19 protein-coding genes are annotated in these 24,493 nt (G+C 44.7%); 9 read left to right on the top strand and 10 right to left on the bottom strand.

Going from position 1 to position 24,493, the window contains the following annotated elements; translation table 11 throughout:
• Positions 1-31 precede the first annotated feature (31 nt).
• The 5 genes from JUB15_RS21685 to JUB15_RS21665 form a co-directional block, all read right to left on the bottom strand.
• The gene (locus JUB15_RS21685) at positions 32-484 is read right to left on the bottom strand and encodes a TonB-dependent receptor plug domain-containing protein (RefSeq protein WP_242696467.1); all 453 of its coding nucleotides are present in this window, start codon (positions 482-484) and stop codon (positions 32-34) included.
• A gap of 124 nt (positions 485-608) precedes the next feature.
• Positions 609-932 (bottom strand): carboxypeptidase-like regulatory domain-containing protein, encoded by a 324-nt coding sequence (locus tag JUB15_RS21680; RefSeq protein WP_207514753.1) that lies wholly within the window; start codon positions 930-932, stop codon positions 609-611.
• A gap of 438 nt (positions 933-1,370) precedes the next feature.
• Positions 1,371-2,219, bottom strand: a complete 849-nt coding sequence (locus JUB15_RS21675; protein WP_207514752.1) for a helix-turn-helix transcriptional regulator — start codon at positions 2,217-2,219, stop codon at positions 1,371-1,373.
• Between the two features lie 114 nt (positions 2,220-2,333).
• On the bottom strand, positions 2,334-2,987 hold the full coding sequence (locus JUB15_RS21670) for a hypothetical protein (protein WP_207514751.1): 654 nt from the start codon (positions 2,985-2,987) through the stop codon (positions 2,334-2,336).
• 165 nt (positions 2,988-3,152) lie between these two features.
• A complete protein-coding gene (locus tag JUB15_RS21665; protein WP_207514750.1) occupies positions 3,153-3,944 on the bottom strand; it encodes a DoxX family protein in 792 nt (263 codons plus the stop codon).
• A 170-nt stretch (positions 3,945-4,114) separates the two neighbouring features.
• On the opposite strand from JUB15_RS21665, the gene JUB15_RS21660 reads away from it, so the two are divergent.
• Both JUB15_RS21660 and JUB15_RS21655 read left to right on the top strand, forming a co-directional pair.
• Entirely contained in the window at positions 4,115-5,392 is a 1,278-nt protein-coding gene (locus tag JUB15_RS21660; protein WP_207514749.1) for a hypothetical protein, read from the top strand.
• A 413-nt stretch (positions 5,393-5,805) separates the two neighbouring features.
• Positions 5,806-10,296 (top strand): DUF4979 domain-containing protein, encoded by a 4,491-nt coding sequence (locus JUB15_RS21655; protein WP_207514748.1) that lies wholly within the window; start codon positions 5,806-5,808, stop codon positions 10,294-10,296.
• 99 nt (positions 10,297-10,395) lie between these two features.
• Here JUB15_RS21655 and JUB15_RS21650 read toward each other — a convergent pair whose 3' ends face one another.
• Together JUB15_RS21650 and JUB15_RS21645 are read right to left on the bottom strand one after the other, a co-directional pair.
• On the bottom strand, positions 10,396-11,298 hold the full coding sequence (locus tag JUB15_RS21650; protein WP_207514747.1) for a hypothetical protein: 903 nt from the start codon (positions 11,296-11,298) through the stop codon (positions 10,396-10,398).
• A gap of 221 nt (positions 11,299-11,519) precedes the next feature.
• Positions 11,520-13,775: an ATP-binding cassette domain-containing protein gene (locus tag JUB15_RS21645; RefSeq protein WP_207514746.1), complete on the bottom strand. Its 2,256-nt coding sequence runs from the start codon at positions 13,773-13,775 to the stop codon at positions 11,520-11,522.
• Between the two features lie 197 nt (positions 13,776-13,972).
• Here JUB15_RS21645 and JUB15_RS21640 point away from each other — a divergent pair, with 197 nt between their 5' ends.
• The 6 genes from JUB15_RS21640 (at position 13,973) to JUB15_RS28500 (ending at position 19,517) form a co-directional block, all read left to right on the top strand.
• Positions 13,973-14,791 carry a helix-turn-helix domain-containing protein gene (locus tag JUB15_RS21640; RefSeq protein WP_207514745.1) on the top strand — a complete coding sequence of 273 codons (819 nt, stop codon included), beginning with the start codon at positions 13,973-13,975 and terminating at the stop codon, positions 14,789-14,791.
• 57 nt (positions 14,792-14,848) lie between these two features.
• On the top strand, positions 14,849-16,012 hold the full coding sequence (locus JUB15_RS21635) for a serine hydrolase domain-containing protein (RefSeq protein ID WP_207514744.1): 1,164 nt from the start codon (positions 14,849-14,851) through the stop codon (positions 16,010-16,012).
• A 75-nt stretch (positions 16,013-16,087) separates the two neighbouring features.
• A complete protein-coding gene (locus JUB15_RS21630; RefSeq protein ID WP_207514743.1) occupies positions 16,088-16,507 on the top strand; it encodes a DoxX family protein in 420 nt (139 codons plus the stop codon).
• Positions 16,508-16,621: 114 nt separating this feature from the next.
• Complete coding sequence (locus JUB15_RS21625) at positions 16,622-17,002, top strand: nuclear transport factor 2 family protein (protein ID WP_207514742.1); 381 nt, start codon at positions 16,622-16,624, stop codon at positions 17,000-17,002.
• Positions 17,003-17,144: 142 nt separating this feature from the next.
• On the top strand, positions 17,145-17,945 hold the full coding sequence (locus JUB15_RS28505; protein WP_242696457.1) for an ABC transporter permease: 801 nt from the start codon (positions 17,145-17,147) through the stop codon (positions 17,943-17,945).
• A 42-nt stretch (positions 17,946-17,987) separates the two neighbouring features.
• Entirely contained in the window at positions 17,988-19,517 is a 1,530-nt protein-coding gene (locus tag JUB15_RS28500; protein ID WP_369411574.1) for an ABC transporter permease, read from the top strand.
• A gap of 64 nt (positions 19,518-19,581) precedes the next feature.
• On the opposite strand, the gene JUB15_RS21615 is transcribed toward JUB15_RS28500, so the two are convergent.
• Positions 19,582-21,906 (bottom strand): TonB-dependent receptor, encoded by a 2,325-nt coding sequence (locus JUB15_RS21615; protein ID WP_207514741.1) that lies wholly within the window; start codon positions 21,904-21,906, stop codon positions 19,582-19,584.
• Between the two features lie 245 nt (positions 21,907-22,151).
• On the opposite strand from JUB15_RS21615, the gene JUB15_RS21610 reads away from it, so the two are divergent.
• Positions 22,152-22,628, top strand: coding sequence for an LEA/WHy family protein (locus tag JUB15_RS21610; protein ID WP_207514740.1), 477 nt, complete (start codon positions 22,152-22,154; stop codon positions 22,626-22,628).
• 24 nt (positions 22,629-22,652) lie between these two features.
• Here the strand turns inward: JUB15_RS21610 and JUB15_RS21605 are convergent, their stop codons facing one another.
• A complete protein-coding gene (locus JUB15_RS21605; protein ID WP_207514739.1) occupies positions 22,653-23,369 on the bottom strand; it encodes a LytR/AlgR family response regulator transcription factor in 717 nt (238 codons plus the stop codon).
• Positions 23,366-24,400, bottom strand: coding sequence for a sensor histidine kinase (locus JUB15_RS21600; RefSeq protein ID WP_207514738.1), 1,035 nt, complete (start codon positions 24,398-24,400; stop codon positions 23,366-23,368). The genes JUB15_RS21605 and JUB15_RS21600 overlap by 4 nt, the downstream gene beginning before the upstream one ends.
• Between the last annotated feature and the right edge of the window lie 93 nt (positions 24,401-24,493).

Below are 24,493 nucleotides of genomic sequence, written 5' to 3'. Positions count from 1 at the left end.
CCACTACTACCGATGGCAGTGATTTATCAGTTTATCTTTTTTTCAGCTCCTCGTAATCTTTATCCGTATAACGGGTATAAGTGTTACCCGTAGCGCGTAAAAAGGCTTCGTCCATCATCATGGCCACATCGTATCCGTCGGTCATGAAATCGGTTCGTACCGTAGGTGTTTGCCAGCTAAAATTATTACTGTAGCTCACCGTTACTTTTCCTTTCTTTGCAGTTTTGGTAGTTACGAGTATTACACCAAAAGCAGCCCTGGCCCCGTAAATCGCAGCAGCAGAAGCATCCTTCAGTACCGATATATTGTCGATATCGCGGGGATTGATAAGGTTGATGTTACCGGGAACCCCATCCACAAGGACCAGTGGTGCGCCGGAGCTGCCCGAGTTAAGTGTAGCATATCCTCTGATGTTCAGGTTACCGCCCGCTCCCGGATGACCGTCGCCAAACGTGATGTTCAGTCCAGGCACCCTGCCCTGCAGGGCCTGCGTTGCATTGGCTACCGGCCTGTCGCGAATGGCTTTGGCATCTACCCGCGCTTTTGTGTACCATATCCTACCACTACCACATCCGACATTTGCGAACTGCTGCTGCTGAGCTGCACGTTTAATGTGATGGGTTGACCATGCTGAAAGTGTATCCTTTCATCTCTTTTCGTTCATAGCCCTGGTAGGTGATCACAAAGTTGTAAGGACCACCTGATGCCAGATTCGAAAAAGAAAAATTACCCTGGTCATCTGTTTGCGTTACGGCGGAAAAATCAGCACTTTTGTTTTCCACTGTTACCGTAGCACCGGCCAGCGGGTCGTTCTTTTCATCGCGCACAGTTCCTTTAACCGAAACAGATTGCTGTGCCTGTAAAGCGCTGTTGAGCAGTAAACAGCCCAGCAGACATAAGCGTGTTAGCAGACGAGTCAATTTTCTTGTCATGGATTTAAAAAATTAAAGTGATCGATTTGGTTAGAACAACATCTATTTCCAGGGATAGGATCTGTTTCTTCGCGCAATATTACGAGGCGATTATAATTGAATTTTACGCGTAATAATTTCGTAACAAACGAATTCCGGTATTGAATTTAGAGAAAGTATGTATGCATTTTACAGGCAAACGATTGCGTGAAAAATAATAATCACGTAACAGGTGTGCGAAGAAACCTAAGTTCGAGTCTGGGGATAGATGATACTTTGATAATAAGATTTAATGAAAATAAAATACTTGGATGTGGCGAATGTGGTTCCACTAAGAAGATGTGCAAAGAGGATGTGATAATACACGGGAAGCAGGGAAGTGGCGCAGTCTCGTGGCGCACAGATGGCACCTGGGTTTGGTTTGATGAGCTGTTTGATTATATTGATAAGCATGACATATCAAACCGGGATCCAAAGTTCAACCACGCCGCTATTTGGTGGGATGATCATTAAAAAATCATGACCTGTGATGGCCAGGTTACCGCTTTTCCGGCCCGCATCAATCAGTTTGTAAACGTACCATTTTAGCAATGCAAGCGGTCCCCTGTATTGATTCACCAGGTATTGCTGCCAGGTAATCCTTTTTTTGAAATATTCTGTATCAGGAATAAAGGCATCGTTGCCTTCTACCAAAAATCCATAGTTCAGCCGAATGGTGTCTGTATCGCTCACGCAGGCCACATCGGGGGAGGTAAGTACCAGCTGTTTTTCACAATATCCCTTTATCAGGTTAACAAGAAAGTCAAACGTCGCAGGTCCCATCGGACCTTGCATTCTTTTATAACAAAATGTTTTATTGGCAATTTTCTCAAACCTTATCAGGCCATCTTCCTGAAGCTGATGAAAGTTTTGGAGTTGGTCAAAAATATTTTCGTTGACCTGTTCTTTTATTTCCTTATCAATGGGCAGCATATCTATTGACCGAAACCGTTTCGGGCTGGCGCCAAAATGTTGTGAAAAGGCTTTATTAAAAGAATGCGGGGTAAGGTATCCTACTTTTTCAGCAATCTCAGCGCATGAATAATTGGAATGCCGTAATAATCCACCGGCATATTCAAGCCGGTATCTTTTTATATACTGCCAAATGGGTTCCCCGCTAATTTCTTCATATAAATGCCTGAAGCGACTGTAAGAAAGGAAACTGGCGTCTGCAAGTTCTTTGATGGAAAGCTCTTTGTCAAGGTTGCTTTCTATGTAATTATGGACATTATATACAAATTGTCTAATTATATTTATTTCTAATGCCATGTATAAGATGGAGGTTTCCTATACATGGCAATTTACCTAAAATACTTCAGTGTTTGAATTGTATTTGACAGCTGGAACCTGGAAAGTGATATGCGTAACCTGTTATATGGGGTGTTAATAACGACCGATCTTTATCGCAGTTTGTAAGCTTAGCCCACTCAGATCACCGGAGCTGAGCTGTTCAAAACGCCGCGCAGCAATCCACCGGTAACCTAATCCAACGTGTACCCTGAGTTGCCTGGTGAGGTTCATTTCCATATTCAGCATAGGTTCAATGATCCCAAAGCCAGGTGAATTAAAGGTTGTGCCATGATCGCCATCGCTTTCAATAACGTATTCATTACTACTGCCAACACCAAAAACGGAGGTGAAAGTAGCATGTACAGAACGATTAGATTTACATACCACCCCCAACACCAGGCCGCCATATCCATAACCGACTGCCATTTTCTGATGCGGGTTGTCGATGATCTGTCCGTCGTTTTTACCTATGTAGTGGCCATAAAAAGAAGTTCTGGTTACTTTACCCCAGCCCCCGATGCCCAGGATCACTTTTCTGTTAACGATCACGCCCAGGCTGGCTCCCAAAACCGGGGAAACGGTTTCCTCCATCCGCGAGCCATGAAAATGCCACTTTAAATCCGGTCCCCAGTAAAAGGTGGTCACTTTGTCGTGTGAGGTACCCAGTAATGTTTTTGGTTCTTCCTGAGCAGCAACAGGATAAGTAAACAGAAATATCATAACAACTGTAAAAGCTAGCTGTTTCATAATTTAATTTTTAACAAATCTATTTACGGTGATATCCCTGTTTGTTGTCCATTTTGTCTCTTTTTATTTCAGCTTACTTCAATTGAAATTGTGTTAAGCGCGAGGTGTCCCAGTCAAAGCAAGAGCCATCACGATGCCATACTCGAGATATAGGGCGGCGTTCGTTCAGGATGAAATTTTGCCAGCATTATTTTCTGGCCTCCTTTGAGATATGATCAAAGCAATGCCACAAAACGCCATGCAGGTGATCACACCAATAAAATTTTCGCCCTCCTTCCATTGCGGAAATCGAACAGCATAATAAAGATGCAGTGACAGCAGCCAGATAAATAATACGGCTGCCAGTAAAAGAGTAATTTTTTCCGTTTTATACCTGGTGAAAATGGAAATAGCTGAGCCCATCAATGCAATACCGCCCATAAATGTCCAGAATTTGGGAAACGGGATATATTTCGGCACCAGGGTGCTTAGTCCACTCAAACTCACAATGTGCGCCACCGAAAAATTATATAACATGATTGCAAATAAGTACATACCTATCGGCGCCAGCTTATACAACGAGCTCAAAATCGGGTTGCCAGGCCGGGGCGCGTTGATTGTCGAGATCAGGAAAAAGCCGCCGCTCAATGCCAAAATCTTATTCAGGTTTATCCAAAGATCCCTGTTCTCAGGGCCTGCGGGTAAAAATACAGGTAAGTGCGCGAACAGGAATAATGCTAAAAAGATCACTCCCATTATCAGGGAGATTGTATGAAACTTTTTACCAATAATGATCAGCAGACCTGTAGTAATTAATAATAAAGCCGTGAGGTATACAATCCAGTATAATCCGGAAGGTATATTTGTCAGATCAGGTATAATGATCGGCCGGATGCCCGGATAAAAAAAATGTAGGACGCCAATTCCTGCTATACAAATGCCGAAAAATATGCGGCCGGTAACTAATAGATGCTTCACGATTTGAATATTTAATTTAAAAATGTTTTGCGGAGGGTGAGATACAAACACATGGCAAATAAACATTTATGACGGAGCGGCGCAAACCAAAAGCCCGACAAAAGCCTGCAAAAACAAACAAACTTGAATTTGTGTGCGGCTAACCTAACTTTATCATCTATCTAATTATCATGAATGAACGCGAGCTTGTAAAGGATGTTATTCTGGAGGTCTTTAACAAAAGCGGCTATACCAATACCGCCCAAATGACCCAACGCGACTTTGACTATATCTCAACCGAGATCGAAAAAAGGTCGGGCATCCTGATAAGCGGCACCACCATTAAAAGACTTGCGCTGGGCGATTTTAGCCGGCTCCCCCAGGTAGCCACCCTTAATGCGATCGCCAATTATTTCGATCATAAAACATGGCAGGATCTTAAAACTTCGAGGTCTGCAGTCATAAATTCTGGGAAAGAAATTTTTTCTTCCGGTAAAAGAAAGAATAGATTCAAAATACTAAAGAACAAACTGGTTTATTTTACTGCTTCTATACTCGTGGTAATTGTGATTTTGGGACTTTTCTTATTTAAATCGAGGCCCGACAGTATTTTACATGCGGAAAAAGCCAAATTTTCCTGCCAGCGAACTACCCTGAACGATATGCCCAATACGGTAATCTTCAATTATGATATTGACCAGGTACAGGCAGACAGTTTTTTTATCCAGCAGTCATGGGATAAGAACAGAAGGAAAAGGATCTACAAGAATACGCATACCATTACCGACATCTACTACGAACCCGGCTATCATATCGCCAGGCTGATAGCCAACGATTCAATTATCAAAACAATTGATGTGCACATCCCCACAGACAGGTGGTTTTTTTATGCCATAGATAATATTGCCAATTACATTCCTGAGTATATAAAAACAGCTAAGTATTTAGATAATGGCATATTAGGGTTAAATGCGCAAGCGGTAAAAGAAAACAACATAGATATCACCAAAGACAAATTATACCATTACACGTATTTTCCCAGTGAAATGACGGTGCGATCAAACAATTTCAGGTTAAAGACAAGGATACGAATGAACGAAGTAAGAAATAGTTTGTGTCCTTACATTACCCTTGAACTATTTTGCCAGGGCTATTTCATGCTGATGAAAATGACTAATAAAGGGTGCGCCAACAAGGCTGCCCTGTTGCTTGGCCGGGAAATAAAAGGAAATGAAGCCGATCTGACAGCACTGACTGTTGATGTAAATCAGTGGACAGATATAGAAATTGCTTCAACTGATAATATCGTAAGTATATACATTAATAATAAAAAAGTTTTTTCGGCGCCCGGCTTCGACCGGGTCAAATACATTTCAGGCCTCGCCTTTATTTCAAATGGATTATGTGAAGTGGATAACCTCGATGTAACCGGGCTGGATGGAAAAATTGTATATAAAAATGAATTTTGAAAACAGCAACAGTTGATCTGCACCGATCACCTCGCCAGCACTAACTTATAATATCTGCTGCCGGAATGGAGCGGCTAAGGTTATTCTACCGCCTGCGGCTCGATGCCCGGCGGGCATTAACTGCTTATCAATTCACAAGTGTGGTAAAAATACGACACGAAACGCGCCTCTGTTGCATGCGATTGGCAACAGATAAAAAATAAATTTAATTACTATTTACCCCTTACAGCCAGGTCGGCGGACAGTATATGTACTGTTATTGCAGAAGGTGGCCCCAGCTATCATCCGAATTGGTATGTTCAATAGAGCGGTGGTCGCACTGTATTGACAATATCCAACGGCGCATTGACAGTGCGAAACCATATATGTAAGTGTATTTTCTAAACCCCATGAAATATCCAAACCCCTCAGACATGAAGATTACCGTTTTGAGTAATGCGCTTCTGTTGAAGCAAAAATGGCTGCGATCCATTGCCATGAAGATGAAAACAACTTTGCTTTTTGTGCTCGTGCTTTTTGTGCAACGATCGTGGGCCCAAACCGGGTTGCTGAATGATGATTTCTCAACCGGCAGCACCAACAACTGGAAAGCCGCTACTGCCGGATCTACAGGACAGATTGTGAACGGCCGTTTTGTAGTAACGATGGCTCGTCAGTCGTCAGGCAAATACCGGGGTGACTTTCAAAAGACAGGCGGCGTAACCCTGAACCGTAGCACCTATCCGATCGTGGCTATCAAGTTCAACAAACCGCCCCGCTGTAACTTTTTCTTCGACAGCAACCTGGGGTCGTACAATGGTACCAATAACAATGCCACCAAAATAGCTTCGGCCAGTGGCAATGTTTATTACTGGAACCTTGCTACGGGCACCCTGGGTACTACCACATTAGCCGAGGGCGGCGCTACCACCTTAACAACATTCCAGTTCAAGGTGGCCGATGTGGTATTAACATCCGCAGAAATAGCTGCGAATGATATCCAGTATGAAGTAGACTGGGTTAAGACCTTTGCATCGGTAGACGAACTGCGGGCGTATGTAGGCGTTAACAACCCGCCCTCTTTCTCTTTCACCGGAACTTTTGTGCATCCCGGATTGTTGCACAATAAGGCCGACCTGGAAAGGATGAAAGGTTTTGTGGCTAACAAGACCGGGCGTCCATACCAAAGCTACCAGTTGCTGCAAACTTCCACCCGTTCTTCTGCTTCTTACAGAATGGCAGGACCTTACCAGTTACTTACCCGTGACGCTACGGTTACAGTGAACGGTGTAAATGGCGGCACTATTAAAAATGGCGTGGAAAGCGATTTTCTGGCAGCTTATTACAATGCCCTCATGTATAACATCTCGGGTGATGAAGCACATGCCAGAAAAGCTGTCGAAATAATCGATGCTTATGCTGCTACCACTACCGGTATCACCGGTACTGATGCCGAATTGAACGGCCTGTATGGTTTTATGCTGGCCAATGCGGCCGAGCTCATGCGCTACACGTATTCAGCATGGCCGGTGGAAAAACAACTGCAATGCGCAACCATGCTGAAGCAGGTGTTTTATCCCGTGCTGCAAAACTTCAAACCCTGTTCTCATGGCAACTGGGACATTATCTGTATGAAAGCTTTGATGGCCATTGCCATTTATAGCAATGATACCGACATGTTCAACCGGGTGGTGACTTACTTTTACCATGGCGAAGGTAATGGCAGTATCGATAATTATGTATTGACTGCTGCCGGTCAGTTGCAGGAAAGCAACCGCGATCAGCCGCACGTAATGCTGGCATTGGGCTCAATGGCCGAACTGGCTGAAATGGGCATTAAGCAGGGCGTTGATCTTTACTCTGCTTCTGGTAATGCCATGATGCGTGGTTACGAGTATACCGCCAAATATAACCTGGGTCAGAACGTAGAGTACCAGACAGCGTACGACTATTGCGAAAAAAACTACAGTGATTACACACCCGAGGCAATTTCTGCCAATGGCCGTGGCCAGTTCAGACCCGTATTTGAACTTGCATATAACCATTATGTTGTTCGCAAGGGACTGCAAATGCCCTGGACATTGCAAGTAATAAAAGCCATGGGCCCCGAAGGAGCCCCTAACGGTGCAGATAATCCTGGCTATGGCTCTTTGTTCTTCTACATCAACAATGCACCTGATTATCCGAAAGACAGCACAGCAACGCCGGTTGATACCACTATCGGATTGATCAACGATAACTTTACTGCTACAGCCGATGGCTGGGCGGCGGTTACCAGCGGCTCAAAGGCCACTGTTGAGGATGGAAAACTGGTAATTACGCTGGTTCCCCAGTCAACCGGTAAAGGCCGTGGGGATGTAAGGAAAACAGGCGGCGACACGCTGTCCCCTGCCAACTACCCCATCTTTGCCATCAAGTTCAAAAAACCGCAGACAGGCAATATCACATTCGATACCAACCTGGGTGCTTTTGGCAATGGCGCAAACAAGTGGACGGGCAAAGTGGGTGATGACATCTATTATTACGACCTTACCAAAGGAGGATTCGGTTCTGCGCCTACGTACCTCAGTAAGGATAGGCCGACTCTGTTAACCACCTTGCAATTCAAAGTGGCCGATGTTACCTCCGGGGAAGCCAGCTATGCGATAGAATGGATAAAAACAGTGAAATCGGTTGCTGATCTGCAGGAACCAAAGGTTCCGCATATTCCGCAAACCATCACTTTCGACTCGCTGCCTGTTGTAATACTCGGTGATACCGCAGCTATTGTGCTGAAAGCTACTGCCAGTTCAGGCCTGCCGGTTACTTATACCATTTCCGATACTACAATTGCTACAATTGTCAACAATACAGTGATTGTTAAGAGCGATGGTACTGCGATCATTACCGCTTCACAACCTGGTGATACTGCATACCTGCCTGCAACATCAGTTGCACGTACGCTTATCATCCGCGATACCATCAGCGGTTTGATCGATGACAACTTCATTGGTAGTAACGATGGCTGGGCTGCTGCAACCAGTGGTTCCGTCGCAACCGTTGAGAATGGGAAGCTGGTAGTTAGCCTGGTTCAACAGTCGAACGGTAAAGGCCGCGGCGATGTAAAGAGAACCGCCGGCGCCAAACTGTTACCCAACAATTATCCCATCGTTGCCATCCGGGTGAAAAAACCACAGGTGGCCAATATCATTTTCGATACCAACCTGGGTTCCTTTGGCAATGGCTCCAATAAGTGGACTGGCATGGTAGGTGATGATATCTACTACTATGATCTTACAAAAGGTGCTTTCGGTGCTTCAGCTGCCAAACTGCCGCAGGACAGGGGTACCCAACTCACTACCTTCCAGTTTAAGGTGGCTGATATCACTTCCGGTGAAGCCAATTATGCGATAGAGTGGGTAAAAACTGTGCGATCAATAGAAGATCTGAAGAAAACTTTACCCCATATTGAACAAAGCATCAGCTTCGATTCGCTGCCTGCTGTATTATTAGGCGATACCACAGCTGTTGTGCTCAATGCTACCGCCAGCTCGGGCCTGCCTGTTACCTACACCATCTCTGACTCAACCATTGCTACTATCAATAATGGCGTAGTTAAGATCAACCGGGATGGTATAGTGATCATTACCGCTTCTCAATTGGGTGATTCGGCTTACCTGCCTGCAGCACCTGTTGCACGCACGCTGAACATTGCACCGCTGCAGATAGCCGTACAATCGCTCGATGGCGACAAAGGAAAGACTGATGATAACAGCATCAAACCACACCTGAAACTGGTACATCAGGGAACTGCTACTATACCGTATAGTGAGTTAACTGCCCGTTACTGGTTCACTGCCGAGAACTTTGCTGGTATCAATACCTGGATCGATTATGCGCAACTGGGTAAAACCAATGTGAAAATGAAATATGTGCAGCTCGATACGCCCCGCGCCGGTGCTTATGGTTATATTGAATACAGTTTCGATAGATCAGCGGGCAACCTGGTTGCCGGCGGAAATTCAGGTATTATTCAGTCTCGATTTGCCAATACTGATTGGGCAAACCTCGACGAAACAGATGACTACTCATACGTGAATAACAAAACCTTTGCAGACAATAGCCACATCACATTGTACCGCAATGGGCAACTGGTATGGGGCGTAGAACCCGCAGCCGTAAGGCCTGAGGTGAACATCAAAGCTTATTCATCTACCAAACATGGTGGCGCAAATACTATCCACACTGTGCTGACCATCAACAACGAAGGCAATGTGCCCGTATCTTACGGCGACCTGAGTGTTCGTTACTGGTTTACAGCCGATGGAACAGCTGCATTGAATGCATGGGTTGATTATGCCAACCTCGGTAAGAACAATATCATCACCAGTTTCAAGGGAGTAAGTCCTGTTGCAACCGGTGCCGATAAGTACTTTGAGGTGAGGATAGATCCAACGCTGGGTAACCTGTACCCTGCAGGCAATACCGGTAATATCCAATACCGCATAGCAAAATCTGATTGGTCGAACTTTACATTCACGAATGACCATTCATGGAAATCGCCTGCGGCATTGGCGGTGAACGATCGTATAACCGTTTATTACAAGGGACAATTGATCTTTGGTACTGAGCCAACTGCTTTGCAACAAGCGCGTATGGCTACCAATGCCACCGCCGAGGTAATTGACGATGCGAATCGCAAAACCGCCTCCGCCAACATCATCCTGTTCCCCAATCCGGCAACAGACCGTTTGAATATTCAGGTAGGCACAGTAGTACCTGGCGCCATGGTACAGGTTTACAGCCTCAAAGGCAACCTGTTACTTACACGCAGCATTACTGGTTCTATCCAAACCATTTCCCTGCAATCACTGCCAACCGGTATTTACCAGGTTGAAGTGCGCAATGGAAAGACGGTAACAACCAAACAAATAATCAAACATTAAAAAAATAGCCAGGGAAGACTTTACTTCCCTGGCTATTTTTTATGTTTCAGGAAATTCCTGCCCCCGCAAATCTCACAGGCCTGGCTCGAACGCGGTTGGCTAATCACATTTATACTTAAAGCTAATTGTGTCATTGATGCTAATCCCCTTTACAGTAGAAGCCGCCATTGTAACTTTATCGAGCCTTTTCCCCCTGACAGCATAAGTATATTGAATAGATCTATAGTAGTCCCTTATACCGCCTGTACCATCAAACATTTTAAGTTGTATGGCCGTTACATTATTTTTATTTGGCTTGCCCGTCTTAACGTCGGTAACCTCATGTAAGTATACTGCTTCGGGGAACAAGGGCGCATTATCGTATGTATAAGTGATCGTATCTGCACCTATTTTAACACCAGGCGTATATAACAGGGCATAGTGAATATTTTCCCGCTGTACCAGATTGCCTGCCTGATAAGTGAACTTCCGCTCCTGCATAAGATCCGAGCCATAAGCAAATATTTTTTCACCGATCAGGTAACCATCGGAATTGTACTCATACATTGTTTTGTCCTGTCGTGTATATGCATCAATGGATGCCGGCCTGTTATAACTGGCTGTCGTATTGGAAACAATCCGTCCATTATTGTCAAGCGTATAAACGTAACGCGCAACCATGTTAATAAGGGCAATACTGTTGATGTAGGTGGTCTTAATAATTTTTCCGGTCTCGTAATTATAAACGTTAAACTCCCCTGCACCTGATAGCTGGCTAACCCTTTTCAAACTGTCATATGCCAGGGTAAACGGGTAACTATGGAATGGCGAGTTGAGCTGAGATCCATAATTTACCTCTGACAACAGGCAGTTTGAATAATCCTGTTCCGGTTCCTGTTCCGTTCCGGTGTCTGGAGGTGGAGTATTGTTGGTATCGTTGGATGAACTTTTGGAACAGGCGCTGGCAAAACAAAGTGCAGCCAACATGGGCAATAACAGGGGAAACTTTTTTCGTAGTAACATTTTTGATTGGTTAACTGGCGAAATTAGTAGCCGGCCCGCAGAAATGCAAGTGCCTGGTTCAATTTATTAGTTTTAGACATTACAGAAGGGTCAAATCAGATCGCGAGGCCATACCGGCTCGGTTACAAAATCATCTTCATGAACGGTGAGGGTTTATAACATCTTTAAAACCGACATCATTATCCCAGACCGCGTTTTTTAACGGTAAACATACGCCTGCACTATGTTGTGATGGTAACATACCGCGCCAAATGCTGACCGGTTTTCGACCCGGCATGTTTTATCAGATCGGATGGGATTCCTTCAAAAACAACCTGTCCGCCTTCCGAACCGCCGCCCGGCCCCATATCGATTATCCAGTCTGCCTGTGCAATCACATCCAGGTTATGTTCAACAATGATGACGGTATTGCCGCGATCCGCAAGCCGGTGGAAAGTAGCCATCAGCTTTTCAATATCGGAAGGATGAAGGCCTGTTGTTGGCTCATCGAAAACAAACAACTGGCCCTCTTCATCAAATTCCATAGCAAGTTTCAATCGTTGCCGTTCTCCCCCGGAAAACGTACTGAGCGGTTGTCCTAAGGTCATATAACCAAGTCCCATTTCTACAATCCGGTGCAATAACTCTTTGTCGGCTCCATGAAATAGAGCGCTTGCTTCTGCAACAGACATTTTAAGTATTTGAACAATGTTCTTTCCATTCCACGTATAGTCCAATACCTCCTGTTTATACCCTGTGCCCTGGCATAAATCACAGCTTTCCTCCACTTCCTCCATAAAAGCGAGGTCAAGCCTGATCATACCCAGGCCCTTGCATTGAGGACATGCTCCCTGGGCATTGGCACTGAAAAGGGACGCACTCACCTGGTTTGTTTTTGCAAACACATTCCGAAGCGTGTCAAAGATGCCTGTATAAGATGCGAGATGCGAACGCCTTGACCCACGCAAAAATCCCTGGTCGATGAGTTTTGCGTAGGGATGTTGCCGGGGCAACTCATGATTGATCAATGAACTTTTTCCAGAACCGGCTACGCCCGTTACAACCGTGATGACATGCCGGGGAATTTTCACCTTAACATTTTTCAGATTGTGTAACCGCGCATTTTTTACTGTTAGAAATTCTTTAGCTAGCCGCTGGTTCTTATTCAGTGTCCTTTGCATCCGCCAGAATTTTCCGGTAAGGCTGTCAGCGTGTTTCAGTTCGTTCAGCGTACCACTAAAAACAATAGTACCACCGTCTTTTCCGGCGCCCGGGCCCATGTCCACAACATGGTCGGCAATTTTAATAATGTCGGGGTCGTGTTCAACGATCAACACTGTATTGCCCTTGTCACGAAGTTGTTGAATAATGTTTGTGAACCTGGCGATATCATTGGGATGTAGGCCGATACTCGGTTCGTCGAAAATATAAAGTAAGCCGGCAAGACTGCTTCCTAAATGTCTTACCATTTTGATGCGCTGCGATTCTCCCCCGGATAACGATGCCGTTCCGCGGTTTAATGAGAGATAATCAAGGCCAATGTTTTCCAGATGAGTGAGCCGCGCGATCAACTCATCCAGCACAGATCTTACCTGGTTGTTCTTAATTGTTTTCAGAAATTCAATGAGATGGCTGATCTGCATTTCGCAGCAATCAGCAATGTTCTTTCCCAGAATTTTACAACGAAGCACTTCTTTATTCAACCTCGACCCTTTACATTCCGGACAGGTTTGCCGGTAAAATATTTCCTGCAGCGCTTCTTCATTTCGTTTATATTCTTTCGTTTCTTTTTTTAAGAAGCTGCGTTTGATGCGCGGAATGATGCCTTCATACAACATCGTCTTACCCCATTCCTTCGTTGGATTTTTAGGTTTATGCTCCTCTGCATACAAAAGCATTTGCAATTCATCCCTGGAATATTTTTTTATCTTTTTGTCGTTATCGAAATAACCGGAATTTACATATCGCGTCCATCGCCATCCACCCGGCTGAAAAGCAGGAAAACGGATCGCGCCTTCATTCAAAGATTTATCTTTATCTATCAACACATCCAGGTTGATGTCTGTAACGGTTCCCAGTCCTTCACATACAGGACACATACCTTTTGGATTATTAAAAGAAAAGACCATGGAATAGCCGACAAATGGCTCACCGATACGCGAGAACAAAAGACGCAGCAGCGTATAAATATCTGTCGCGGTTCCTACTGTTGACCTTGCATTTCCGCCCAGCCGTTTCTGATTTATAATGATCGCCACATTCAGATTTTGAATGGAATCAATCTCAGGATGTCCATAATGCGGCATCCGGCTGCGCAGGTAGCTATCATATGTTTCATTGAACTGCCGTTGTGCCTCTGCGCCAATGGTCTCAAATACGAGCGATGACTTTCCTGAGCCCGATACCCCCGTAAAAACGGTGATCCTGTTTTTAGGGATATCAATGGAAATGTTCTTCAGATTATTTTCGCGGGCGCCTTTGATTCGGATAAAGTCCATTCTGTTTTATTTTTTTACCAACGGTTAAAAAAAATTATGCCCGGCCATCCCTGCGCCGAACGTTTACATGAACGGAAGCGCATGATATAAAAAAATGATAATATGCGTTTCCAAAATGTATTTGCCCTGATTTCCAAACTAAAATATAACAAGAAGGAATGCCGCGGATAAACGATATTTGAAAAGGGGAGTAAAATATGTTTTATCAGGAATACAAGCCGTCAAAAGAATTAGCCGATTACATTGAATGTTACTGGCTGTTTAAATGCCCGGCCGATCAAATGGCTACGCAGGAATTGATAATCCCTGGCGGACGGGTTGAAATAATGATCAACTTAGGCACACCTGTGTCCTTTGTAAGCAGCACAGGCAGATCTTTTGAATTTAAAACGAATATGTATGTATTAGGGCAGCGGAATACCTTCTTTACTACTAATTTTCAACCGGGCAATTATATGTGGGGCATTCGTTTCAGACCGGCTTTCTTCTTTACTGTTTGTAAACTTCCAACATCACAGCTGTTAAATGAAGCAGTACCAGCCAATGAAATATTTAAAACCATAAATACCAGCGAACTGGGTGAAAAACTGATCAATGAGGGAAGCCACTGTGTACATGAGTTGGAAGCATTTTTAAAAAGGATTTTATATATAGCGAACACACCGGAAGTTGTGATCCATCAAACGCTTGCACTCATAAAAGGTACTCATCAGCATACATCGTTATTTGAGTTTTGTGCTGAGAACAAACTGTACTATAAAAAGATGGAAAGGCAGTTTTTGCAATGTGCAGGCTATACACCGAAAGAGTTTCTCAACGTGCGCAGGTTTTATCATGCCGTACGATTAATGTACCGATCAGACAGAAGTTTAACCGATATCTGCCACCATCTTGGATTTTACGATCAATCGCATTTTATAAAAGACTTTAAAGTATATACATCGTTATCTCCCTTGCAATTTAAAAAACGAGAATACCAGATGCCGCGGTTGATTGCCTCCTCTGCTAATGTCTAAAATTTACAATTTTTACCCATCGGCCTGTCTTTACTTTGCGGAAAGATTGCACAACGTATGAATGTATCTATTAATTACAGGGCTATAGCGCCCGTTTATATTTTGCTGTTGTTATTACATGGGTCCATCGCCCGTGCGCAGCAAAAAACACGCTCAACCTTTAATAGTGCTGATGACCAGCTTACCATGGGGCAGCTCACAGCGGTTGGCTTCGATTCGACCATAATCAATAAAATTGATACAGCTGTTGCCAACGGAACTTTCCCGAATATTCACAGTGTATTAATTGCAAAGGACAACCGGTTTGTGTATGAGAAATACTGGAAAGGTAAGGATGAGGTATGGGGTATCAATGCTGGCGTTAAAGATCATGGAAAGGACAGTTTGCACGATATTAGAAGTATTACAAAAAGTATTGTGTCTGCCTGCTTCGGCATTCTTTTACAGCAGGGAAAAATAAGAAGCACTTCGCAAAAGGTGTTTGCATTTTTTCCTGAATATAAAAAGCAGGATACCGGGCTCAAATCCTTGTTGACCATTGAGCACCTGCTTACCATGACCTCGGGGTTCAAATGGAATGAAGATGTACCATACGACAATCCCGAGAACAGCGAAATACAAATGATAAAAAGCGGCCATCCGGCTGAATATGTATTAAGCCAGCCCATGGAACAGCCACCGGGAAAACAATGGAAATACAATGGCGGTACCACCCAGTTACTGGCTGCTATTGTTGAAAAGATAACCGGGCAAAACATAAAAGAATTTGCTGCCAGCAACCTGTTTCTGCCTTTGGGTATTACAAAGTTCGAATGGATCATTTACCCGGGCACAAAAGAATATGCCGCAGCTTCCGGATTGCGCCTGCGTTCGAGAGATCTGCTTAAGTTTGGATTGCTCTATCTGAATAATGGTGCGTGGAACGGTAAACAGATCGTTCCGCGCCGTTGGGTGGATGCATCAGTACAACCTCATATAAAGCGCGATAACCGCGGGAATGCGTATGGTTACCAGTTCTGGCTTTTTAGTGATACGCTGCAAAATAAACCGGTACACGTAATTGCATGTGTTGGTAATGGCGATCAGCGGATCATTATTAATAAAAAGATAAAACTGGTAACGGTGGTCACTGCAGGTAATTACAACAAGTGGAATATTAAAAACGGTTCATACGAGTTAAGTAAACAGTATATTTATCCGGCGCTGGGCAAGAATTTTTAAATAAAAAAATATTCTCCGATCTGTCCTTTTTCGTCCATCTCAGTCATTATTAAAGTATCAACTAAATACTTTACTATGACACAAAAAAATTCATCGGGAAAACGGCTGATTACTTTTTGGATAGTTACTGGATTACTGTTAACCGGCATGCTGGCCGGGGGGCTGTCGCAACTGCTGGGCGCAGAATGGACAGCAGCTGGCTTTCGTGATCTTGGTTACCCAATGTATTTTATGCACCTGTTAGGGGCATGGAAAATGTTGGGAGTGGTCGTTTTGCTGGTGCCCGGCTATCCGAGGCTGAAAGAGTGGGCCTATGCCGGTTTCTTTTTCTTAATGACAGGCGCCGTTGTTTCACAGCTCGCCATCGGTGCTGGTTTACAGGGCATTGTTTTTCAGTCTATATACGTTTTATTAATTGTTGCTTCCTGGTGGTTAAGACCGGCCAGTCGCCGGTTTGAATTCAAACAGGCGCCAACACCGCAATGGCAATTATGAACAATGAGCCTGTTGTTACCAGGGTTAGAAATTGTCCAAATTAACCCTTTTTAAAGTCCATTTGGCACCCGGCGAAAGCGATAGCCCGACAATACCTTTGGATAAACGAATACAATGACAACACTACAAAAAAAGGTACTGTCAACACAGGAGGTAGCTGACCGTTTCAATGAACTGGCCCAGCAGGAAAAATGGTTCGAGATCCAGGAGGAGTTTTTTGCTGAAAATGTCAAAAGCATCGATCCGCCCGGATCGCCTTATATGGGTTATGCAGAAGGTAAAGCGGCCGTTCGCAAAAAGGGCGAAGACTTTGTTAGCCGGATCCAGGCAGTGCACCGCACCTATACTTCTGCGCCTATCGTTACCGGCAACCATTTCGCCGTGGTCAGGGAAAAAGATCTTACAGTACAACCATTTGGAAGGATTCAGATCAATGAGATCATGCTGTACGAAGTAAAGGATGGCCAGATCGTATCTGAACAGTTCTTTTATTAATGGAAAACCTTTCTGCGTTAAAACCGGACATGCCCTGTATCGGAAGTGAACAGTTGCGAATTATATAAATGTATATTTTGATGGTTTGTAGTTAGTTTTATCCGGGCATTTTCTTGGTGCTGCTGTAAGTAAATGCAGAACCATGCTCAAAAACTATCTTAAGATCGCCTGGCGCAATTTGCGCAACAATAAAATGTACGCTGTACTTAATGTTGTTGGTCTGGCTACAGGCATGGCTGTGGCTCTGGTGATCGGTTTATGGGTAAGGGACGAGCTTTCATTCGACAAATATCACCGCCAATACGACCGGCTCGCCCAGGTATTGGTAAAAGCAACCAACGGAAGTCAGGTGTATACCGGCAAGACCACTTCCATTCCGATGGGCCTTGAGCTGCACGATAAGTATAAAGATGACTTTAAGCATGTAGCACTGGTTTCCTTTTCTGCGGCCCATATCATTGCAGTAGGCGATAAAAAGATCTCACAATCCGGTATGTGGGTGCAGGATGCTTTTCCTGTTATGTTCACCCTGAACATGATAAGGGGCAATGCGGATGCATTAAAAGATCCTTCATCGGTATTGCTGGCGCAATCGGTGGCCAGGGCGCTTTTTAACGATGCAGACCCTTTGAACAGGATAGTACGCATAGATAATAAAATGGAAATGAAGGTGGCGGGTGTATATGAAGACCTGCCTTACAATACCACCCATCGCGAAATAAAACTTTTGCTGCCCTGGTACAGATATGTAAATGATACGGAAGGATGGATAAAAGATGCACAAACCCAGTGGGATAACCATATGTGCCGGTTATTTGTGCAGCTTCATGATCATGCAGATGCAGAAAAAGTAAACGCTAAAATTAAAAACGTTCCACCGCCTCATATAACCTTTTCGAAAGAAGAACTGTTGCTGCACCCTATGCATCAGTGGCATTTATAAAGCGAGTTTAAGGAGGGCAAACTGGTGGGCGGGCGTATCAGAATGGTATGGCTGTTTGGGATCATAGGCGTGTTTGTATTGCTGCTGGCCTGCATAAATTTTATGAACCTGTCAACCGCCAGAAGCGAAAAACGCAGCAGGGAAGTTGGCATTCGCAAAACGATCGGCTCTTTACGCTGGCAGCTCGTTGTTCAGTTCCTGGGCGAATCATTGATAATGGCATTACTGGCATTGCTGCTGTCGCTGTTAATGGTTCACTTATCGCTTCCATTGTTCAATGGGCTGTCAGATAAAATGATGGCTATCTCGTGGGGCAATCCTGTTTTCTGGTTATTGATCCTGGCGTTTACTCTTTTTACCGGACTTGTTTCGGGCAGTTATCCGGCCTTTTATTTATCCGGCTTTAAGCCGATCAAAGTATTGAAAGGAACGGTTAATACCGGGCGAACCGCTACGCTTCCCCGCAAAGTACTGGTGGTAGTGCAATTCACCGTTTCTGTTGCGTTGATCATAGGCACCTGTATTGTTTACAGGCAAATACAACACGCCAGTGACCGGCCGGTTGGTTATACCCGGGAGGGATTGATCACCGTAGATATGAATACGCCGGATTTCAATGGCCATTATGACGCTTTAAGGAATGATCTGTTAGCGACCGGTGCTGTAGCGGATATGGCACAATCAAACAGCGCCCCAACAGAAGTGTGGTCTAATAATATTGTTGAATGGAAAGGGAAGGATCCGGCGCTGGTGGTAAGCCCGGGAACGATAGCCGTGTCACACGACTTTGGCAACACGCTTGGTTGGAAAATAAAAGAAGGCCGGGATTTTTCCAGGCGTTTTCCATCCGATACCGGCGCTTTTATTCTGAACGAATCAGCCGTTAAGCTCACCGGGTTTAAAGATCCTGTAGGGCAAACGATCCGGTGGCTGAACCAGGACCATCTGATCATTGGTGTTGTAAAAGATATGGTCATGGAATCACCTTATGCACCTATAAGACCTACGATCTTTCATTTGAATCCGAACTGGGCCCGTTTGATCACTGTGCGGATAAAACCGGGTATGTCACTGCAGGCAGGATTGGCTAAAATAGAACCTGTGTTCAAAAAATACAATCCGGGCAGCCCATTCGTATATAAGCTTACAGATGACGAGTATGCGAAAAAGTTCAGTGATGAGCGGCGCATAGGCAACCTCACCACTGTTTTTGCCATTCTGGCTATTTTTATTTCCTGCCTGGGCTTATTTGGACTCGCGTCATTTGTGGCAGGACAGCGCACCAAAGAGATCGGCATCCGCAAAGTATTAGGGGCATCTGTATTCAATCTCTGGAGAATGTTGTCAAAGGATTTTGTCATGCTGGTGGTGATCTCCTGTGCCATCGCTATTCCTTTGGCCTGGTATTTCCTGCATCAATGGTTACAACAGTATGAATACCGCACCACCATTTCATGGTGGATCTTTATTCTGCCAGCGATTGGTGCATTGATACTTACACTGGTAACCGTAACCGGCCAAGCAATAAAAGCTGCGCTCACAAATCCTGTAAAGAGCTTAAAAACGGAGTAGCATATAAACAAGCAAGGGTGCCCCGGTTGGCGGAACACCCTTGCTCATCATTTGCCATTGTAGTTTAAAATCTAAAGCCCAGGCTAAGATTATAGCGGGCGCCATTTCCCTGAACATATTCAACGTCCTGAACCCGGTACTGGCTTCTGGGCGGATAATAAGATTGATTGAAGAGATTTTCGATACCCATGGCCAGGTTGAAGGAGCTGTTGATCCTGTAACCGGCATTGAAGTTGAAATAGGTCACCGGCTTAACAGGGCCTTCACTCAAGCCATACACACCATTACTGCGGGGCTGAAAGCGATTGCGGCTGCCTGTATGAACTGCAGACAACTGTAATTGTAGTGCAGGAACAGGGGAATAGTTAATGAACCCGGTTGCTTTCAGCGGCATGATACGCTCGCCGTTCATATACACTTCACTGCCATCTTCTTTTTCTGCTTTACCTTCTACGTATGACAGGCTGCCACCGGCGCGCAGGTTCTTAATGATGCTGGCTTCGGCAACGAATTCATAACCGTACACTTTTTCAGGTTCGCGTTGTGTTACGAACATGCCGTTCTCTTCTACAAGGTTCGCTCCGAGTTTTGATGTACTGACAAAATACGCTGCCGTAAAGCTAACAGGTCCTAACTGGCTGCTGAAACCTGCTTCATAATTATTGGTGATCACCGGATCTGTCGTGATCTGGTCGAGTGTGTTCTCTTTCGCAGTGCGCAGCACACGGCCAAGTTCGTTCAAACCAAAAGCCTGGGAGAAACTTACAAATGGGTTGAAGAATGCAAAGCGGGTATAGCGTACGCCGGCGTTGAACATGGTGGCGTTATAATTCAATTTTCCCCCTTTAACGGCAATGCTTCCTTCACCATTAGGTCCTTTTGCAATAGTATTGAAATCTTTTACTTTAATGTTGGCGTCTTCATAACGGATACCCCCTTTAATAACGAAGTCTTTGATATCGATCTTCACCTGGGCGAAAGGCGCAATGTTAAACATGTTCATGTCGGGGATATACACGCGGCCATCTGTCAATACCTGGTTGGTCATGTCTTTTAGTACATCCAAACCATAAGTAACATCGCCCGATATACCTTTCAATTTCCAGGGGGTGTTCAGGTTGGCGCGTGCTCCTCTTTTTTCAGATTGAATATACGTTTGTCCAGGTCCATACCAGGCGGTGCTCTTTTCTACATAGCGGTTCAGCGACTGAAAGCGGTGGTCGTACACCATAACCTCCAGGCTGCTGTTGGCGGGTAGTTTGGTGGCCCGGTAGTTAAGATATAGATTATGATTGTGCGGTGTGCCTGCAGCTTCTCCCGGATCGTCACCGCGTACACCAACGGCAGGTAATTGACCATAAACGCCTGCCATGTTAATGAATTCGGCGTATTGGCGGCTGCTGAAAAAATTGTAAGAGGCGGTTATTTCCTGGTTATCGGTGATCTTGTAACTCAGTTTGCCGAAGATATTGTAAAGCTTTGTTTCGCTGAGCCCGTCAGGCTGGGCGATAACATTTCCATCGGCATCTTTTAATGCGCCTGTTTGCTGGTATACACCGCTAACTACGTAGGAGAATTTTTTTATTGTTCCATGCAGGGTTTGTGATGCCCGGTAACCCATGGTGCTGCTTCCGTGTACAAGGTTGCCATCGGTGCTGATCTGCGTTTCTCCGCTGATGGCTTTTCCACCCTCGGGCTTTTTAGTGATCATGTTGATGATACCACCGCCGGAGCCATTGCCGTAAATGGAGGTAGCGCCTTTGATAACTTCCACGCGCTCAATGATGGCAGGATCAATGGTCCGCAGATCGCGGCTGCCATTCATCAGCGGGGTAGATTGTGGGATGCCGTCGATGAGCACCAGTACAGAACGGCCACGCAGGGTTTGTCCGGCATTTGTCGCTTTATTCGTAAAAGTGCCGAGGCCCGGAACTGTATTACCGAGTATGGAAGTAATATTCGGGTTGATGGCCGCCTGCTCCCTGATCTGTTTGGCTTGCAGAATGGTTACGGAAGAAGGCACTTCCTTGATGCTTTCGACCTTACGGCCTGCGGTGATCACCACTTCATTCAGAAATCCCTGAGGTTCAAGGGAGATATCGATAGTCGTCTCTTTTCCTTCATGAATATTAACGGTGATAGTGCGTGTGGCATAACCTGCTGAACTGATAAGCACCTCCTGGCGCCCGGCAGGCAGGCCCGTCAGCAGGAACCGGCCGGTTGAATCGGTCATGGCGCCGGCATTCTGTTTTACGGAAATCGTTGCATTCGGCATGCCTTCTCCTTTTGCTGTATGAACTGTGCCTTTTAAAGAGCCATGTCCTTTATCCTGGGCCTGGAGTTGAAAAAACGTCAAAAATGACAGAAAGAACAAAAAAAACCGCTTCATTACCAATTGACTTTTAGGGTCTGCAAAATGAGTCAATATTCCACGGAAACGCTGTTGCGATCGGGAAAAATGATTTCGAATTGCGGAAAAATCAGGGAATGGTAGCGGCGTCTGCCATAAAAAAGCCATGCGGCATACTGCAAAGCATTGTTAAAACGCTTTTTTGAGGATCTCTTAACCTAAACCGGTCTGAAAGTTTCCAGTCTATATCAGACAATTATTTTATTACTGTTAAATGAATTAACATGAAAATAGCTACTACACTCCTCCTTGCTGTAGCCTTTGTTTTTACTGCCTGTCAAAGCACCCGAAATGTAAGTCAGCCCGAATTCAGGGACATTGGCGCCGTGCGGCTTATTGAGGTTGGGTTGTTGAAGACAACAGCCGGAGCCGACATGGTCTATTATAACCCGAACAATTTTGGCATTCAGCTTTCCAATGCAAGGGGTGATGTGTATGTCGACAATGTTTATTTTGGAAGCTTTCAGCTGAATGAAGGCGTACAGGTAAGGAAGATGTCGGAGTTTGTGCTGCCTGTTACCCTTAAGATCGATAATATCAACGCCATTAAGAACCAGGGTGACATTTACAAAAAGAAAGAAGCATTGGTGCGCGTGGAAGGCCTGGCCTTTGTAAAAAAATCAGGCATTTCAAAAGAAATTCCGATCAAATATGAGCAGCTGCAAAATTTAGACAAGTTAAGAGCCCTTGTTACCCGTTAATGGCGGGTGCCATGAGAAAAGGTTTTAATGACCTTTTGGGTTCAGGAGCACTTTTTTCAGAAACTCATTTTTATATACACGACCTATTGGAATGGTGGCGCTTCCGATGCTGATCTGCTCAGCCTGAACACCGGTGATCTTGTCAATGGCAGCAATAAATGATTTATGCAGCCGGGCAAACTTGTTTTCAGGCAATTTGTCTTCCATATAGCTAAGCCTTTCGGAGGCGACCACCACCTTTTGCACCGTATGAACTTTTATGAAATCCTTAAGCCCTTCAATGTATAGAATGTCTTTTAGGTAGAGTTTGATCTGTCCCTTACCGACTTTCAGGAATATATAAGCTTCGTCATAACTGTTTGTAGTGGTAGCTTTTTCAACACGGGTATGATTGTAGAAATTGAATCTGGAAATGGCTTTCATGAAGCGCTCCCGGGTAACCGGCTTGATTAGATAATCCATCACGTCCAGTTCAAAAGCCTCCACTGCATAATCGCGGTAAGCAGTAGTGAGTATGATCTTCGGGCATACTTTCAATGATCTGATCAGTTCCAGCCCCGTAACCCTGGGCATTTGAATATCCAGGAACAGCAGATCAATGGCGTTCTTTTGCAGAAAGTTAAAACCATCCAACGCATTGTCAAAGGTAGCCAGCACCCGAAAATCATGCAGGGTGGAACAATGAAGGGTGATCAGTTCCCTGGCCGGTTGTTCATCATCGATCACAATGCATTTTATCATTTTGATATCTTTATTTTTAGTACTGCCAGGTACGAATGGGGTTCTTTAACAATTTTAAATTCGTGTGCCTGCGGATAAATAAGGTTTAATCTTGTTTGTACATTTTTAATTCCAATGCCTCCATTCCTGGCATCATTCAGCCCGGCTTTTTCTTCCATACTATTTTCAATTTTGATAGAGAAATGATCAGCCGCTCTGGCAACATCCACCCTTATCCAGCCTCCCCTGATGGCATTGGCGATGCCATGTTTAAAACTGTTTTCAATCAATGGAAGTAAAAGAAGAGGTGCAATATAGAGGTCGCTTATTTCGTCGTAGATGTTTACGGAAACGTCGAGTTTGCTGCCATACCGGTTCTTTTGCAGTTCAACATAATGCTTTACATAAGCGATCTCGGCAACCAGCGAAACGAAGGGGTATTTAGCTTCGTACAGGTTGTAGTCAAGCAAATTAGATAAATGGGAGATCAGCCTGGCGGTTTCCGGACTTGTTTTTAAAGCGGTGCCATAGATATTGTTGAGCGCGTTAAAAATAAAGTGCGGTTGTACCTGGGATTTTAACAGTTCCAGCTCAGCTACCGTTTTCTCCTGCAGCAGGCTTTGCGCTTTCTGCCGTTCTTCGTACCATGATCTTACAAAATAAAACAATGCATACACGCCTACGATCACGTATAAATTAACCAGCTCTACGATCAGTTTGCCGAATGAGAATAAAGGCACATGTTGCGCTTGGGGAAAATACGCTGGATAGATGATGTAATAGTTGATCAATCGCCTGCACAATAGCAGCACCAATGAAACGGCGATCTGCAGGATCCAGAATTGCGCTTTTTTGCCATGATTGTAATATTTCGTTATGAATACGTGAACCGTGAGGTATGAAACGATAAACGCCAGTGGTAAGGCCATGCATGCGTTTATCAGGTAACTGCTGTATTCACCTGAAAGGGCGGCCAGTCCAAACCACTCGTACAGGAAATAAAGCAGCCAGAACACCAGGTTGAAAGTTATCTCCCTGTTTAGCTTTTTCATATTAGGGATCTCCTTCCTATTTCCTGACAAACTTAGGAATTAATAGATACCGTTTTCCCAATACAAAACAATTTCGACCAACGGCGGAATATT

This window comes from Longitalea luteola (assembly GCF_017356035.1).
Lineage (GTDB): Bacteria > Bacteroidota > Bacteroidia > Chitinophagales > Chitinophagaceae > Niastella > Niastella luteola.
This window is presented reverse-complemented; position numbering and strand designations above follow the sequence as displayed.

Coding starts and splice junctions, on each gene's coding strand:
- JUB15_RS21680 (WP_207514753.1), bottom strand. CDS start 932: ATGACAAGAAAATTGACTCGTCTGCTAACACGCTTATGTCTGCTGGGC.
- JUB15_RS21675 (WP_207514752.1), bottom strand. CDS start 2,219: ATGGCATTAGAAATAAATATAATTAGACAATTTGTATATAATGTCCAT.
- JUB15_RS21670 (WP_207514751.1), bottom strand. CDS start 2,987: ATGAAACAGCTAGCTTTTACAGTTGTTATGATATTTCTGTTTACTTAT.
- JUB15_RS21660 (WP_207514749.1), top strand. CDS start 4,115: ATGAATGAACGCGAGCTTGTAAAGGATGTTATTCTGGAGGTCTTTAAC.
- JUB15_RS21655 (WP_207514748.1), top strand. CDS start 5,806: ATGAAGATTACCGTTTTGAGTAATGCGCTTCTGTTGAAGCAAAAATGG.
- JUB15_RS21650 (WP_207514747.1), bottom strand. CDS start 11,298: ATGTTACTACGAAAAAAGTTTCCCCTGTTATTGCCCATGTTGGCTGCA.
- JUB15_RS21645 (WP_207514746.1), bottom strand. CDS start 13,775: ATGGACTTTATCCGAATCAAAGGCGCCCGCGAAAATAATCTGAAGAAC.
- JUB15_RS21640 (WP_207514745.1), top strand. CDS start 13,973: ATGTTTTATCAGGAATACAAGCCGTCAAAAGAATTAGCCGATTACATT.
- JUB15_RS21635 (WP_207514744.1), top strand. CDS start 14,849: ATGAATGTATCTATTAATTACAGGGCTATAGCGCCCGTTTATATTTTG.
- JUB15_RS21630 (WP_207514743.1), top strand. CDS start 16,088: ATGACACAAAAAAATTCATCGGGAAAACGGCTGATTACTTTTTGGATA.
- JUB15_RS21625 (WP_207514742.1), top strand. CDS start 16,622: ATGACAACACTACAAAAAAAGGTACTGTCAACACAGGAGGTAGCTGAC.
- JUB15_RS28505 (WP_242696457.1), top strand. CDS start 17,145: ATGCTCAAAAACTATCTTAAGATCGCCTGGCGCAATTTGCGCAACAAT.
- JUB15_RS28500 (WP_369411574.1), top strand. CDS start 17,988: ATGGTATGGCTGTTTGGGATCATAGGCGTGTTTGTATTGCTGCTGGCC.
- JUB15_RS21615 (WP_207514741.1), bottom strand. CDS start 21,906: ATGAAGCGGTTTTTTTTGTTCTTTCTGTCATTTTTGACGTTTTTTCAA.
- JUB15_RS21610 (WP_207514740.1), top strand. CDS start 22,152: ATGAAAATAGCTACTACACTCCTCCTTGCTGTAGCCTTTGTTTTTACT.
- JUB15_RS21605 (WP_207514739.1), bottom strand. CDS start 23,369: ATGATAAAATGCATTGTGATCGATGATGAACAACCGGCCAGGGAACTG.
- JUB15_RS21600 (WP_207514738.1), bottom strand. CDS start 24,400: ATGAAAAAGCTAAACAGGGAGATAACTTTCAACCTGGTGTTCTGGCTG.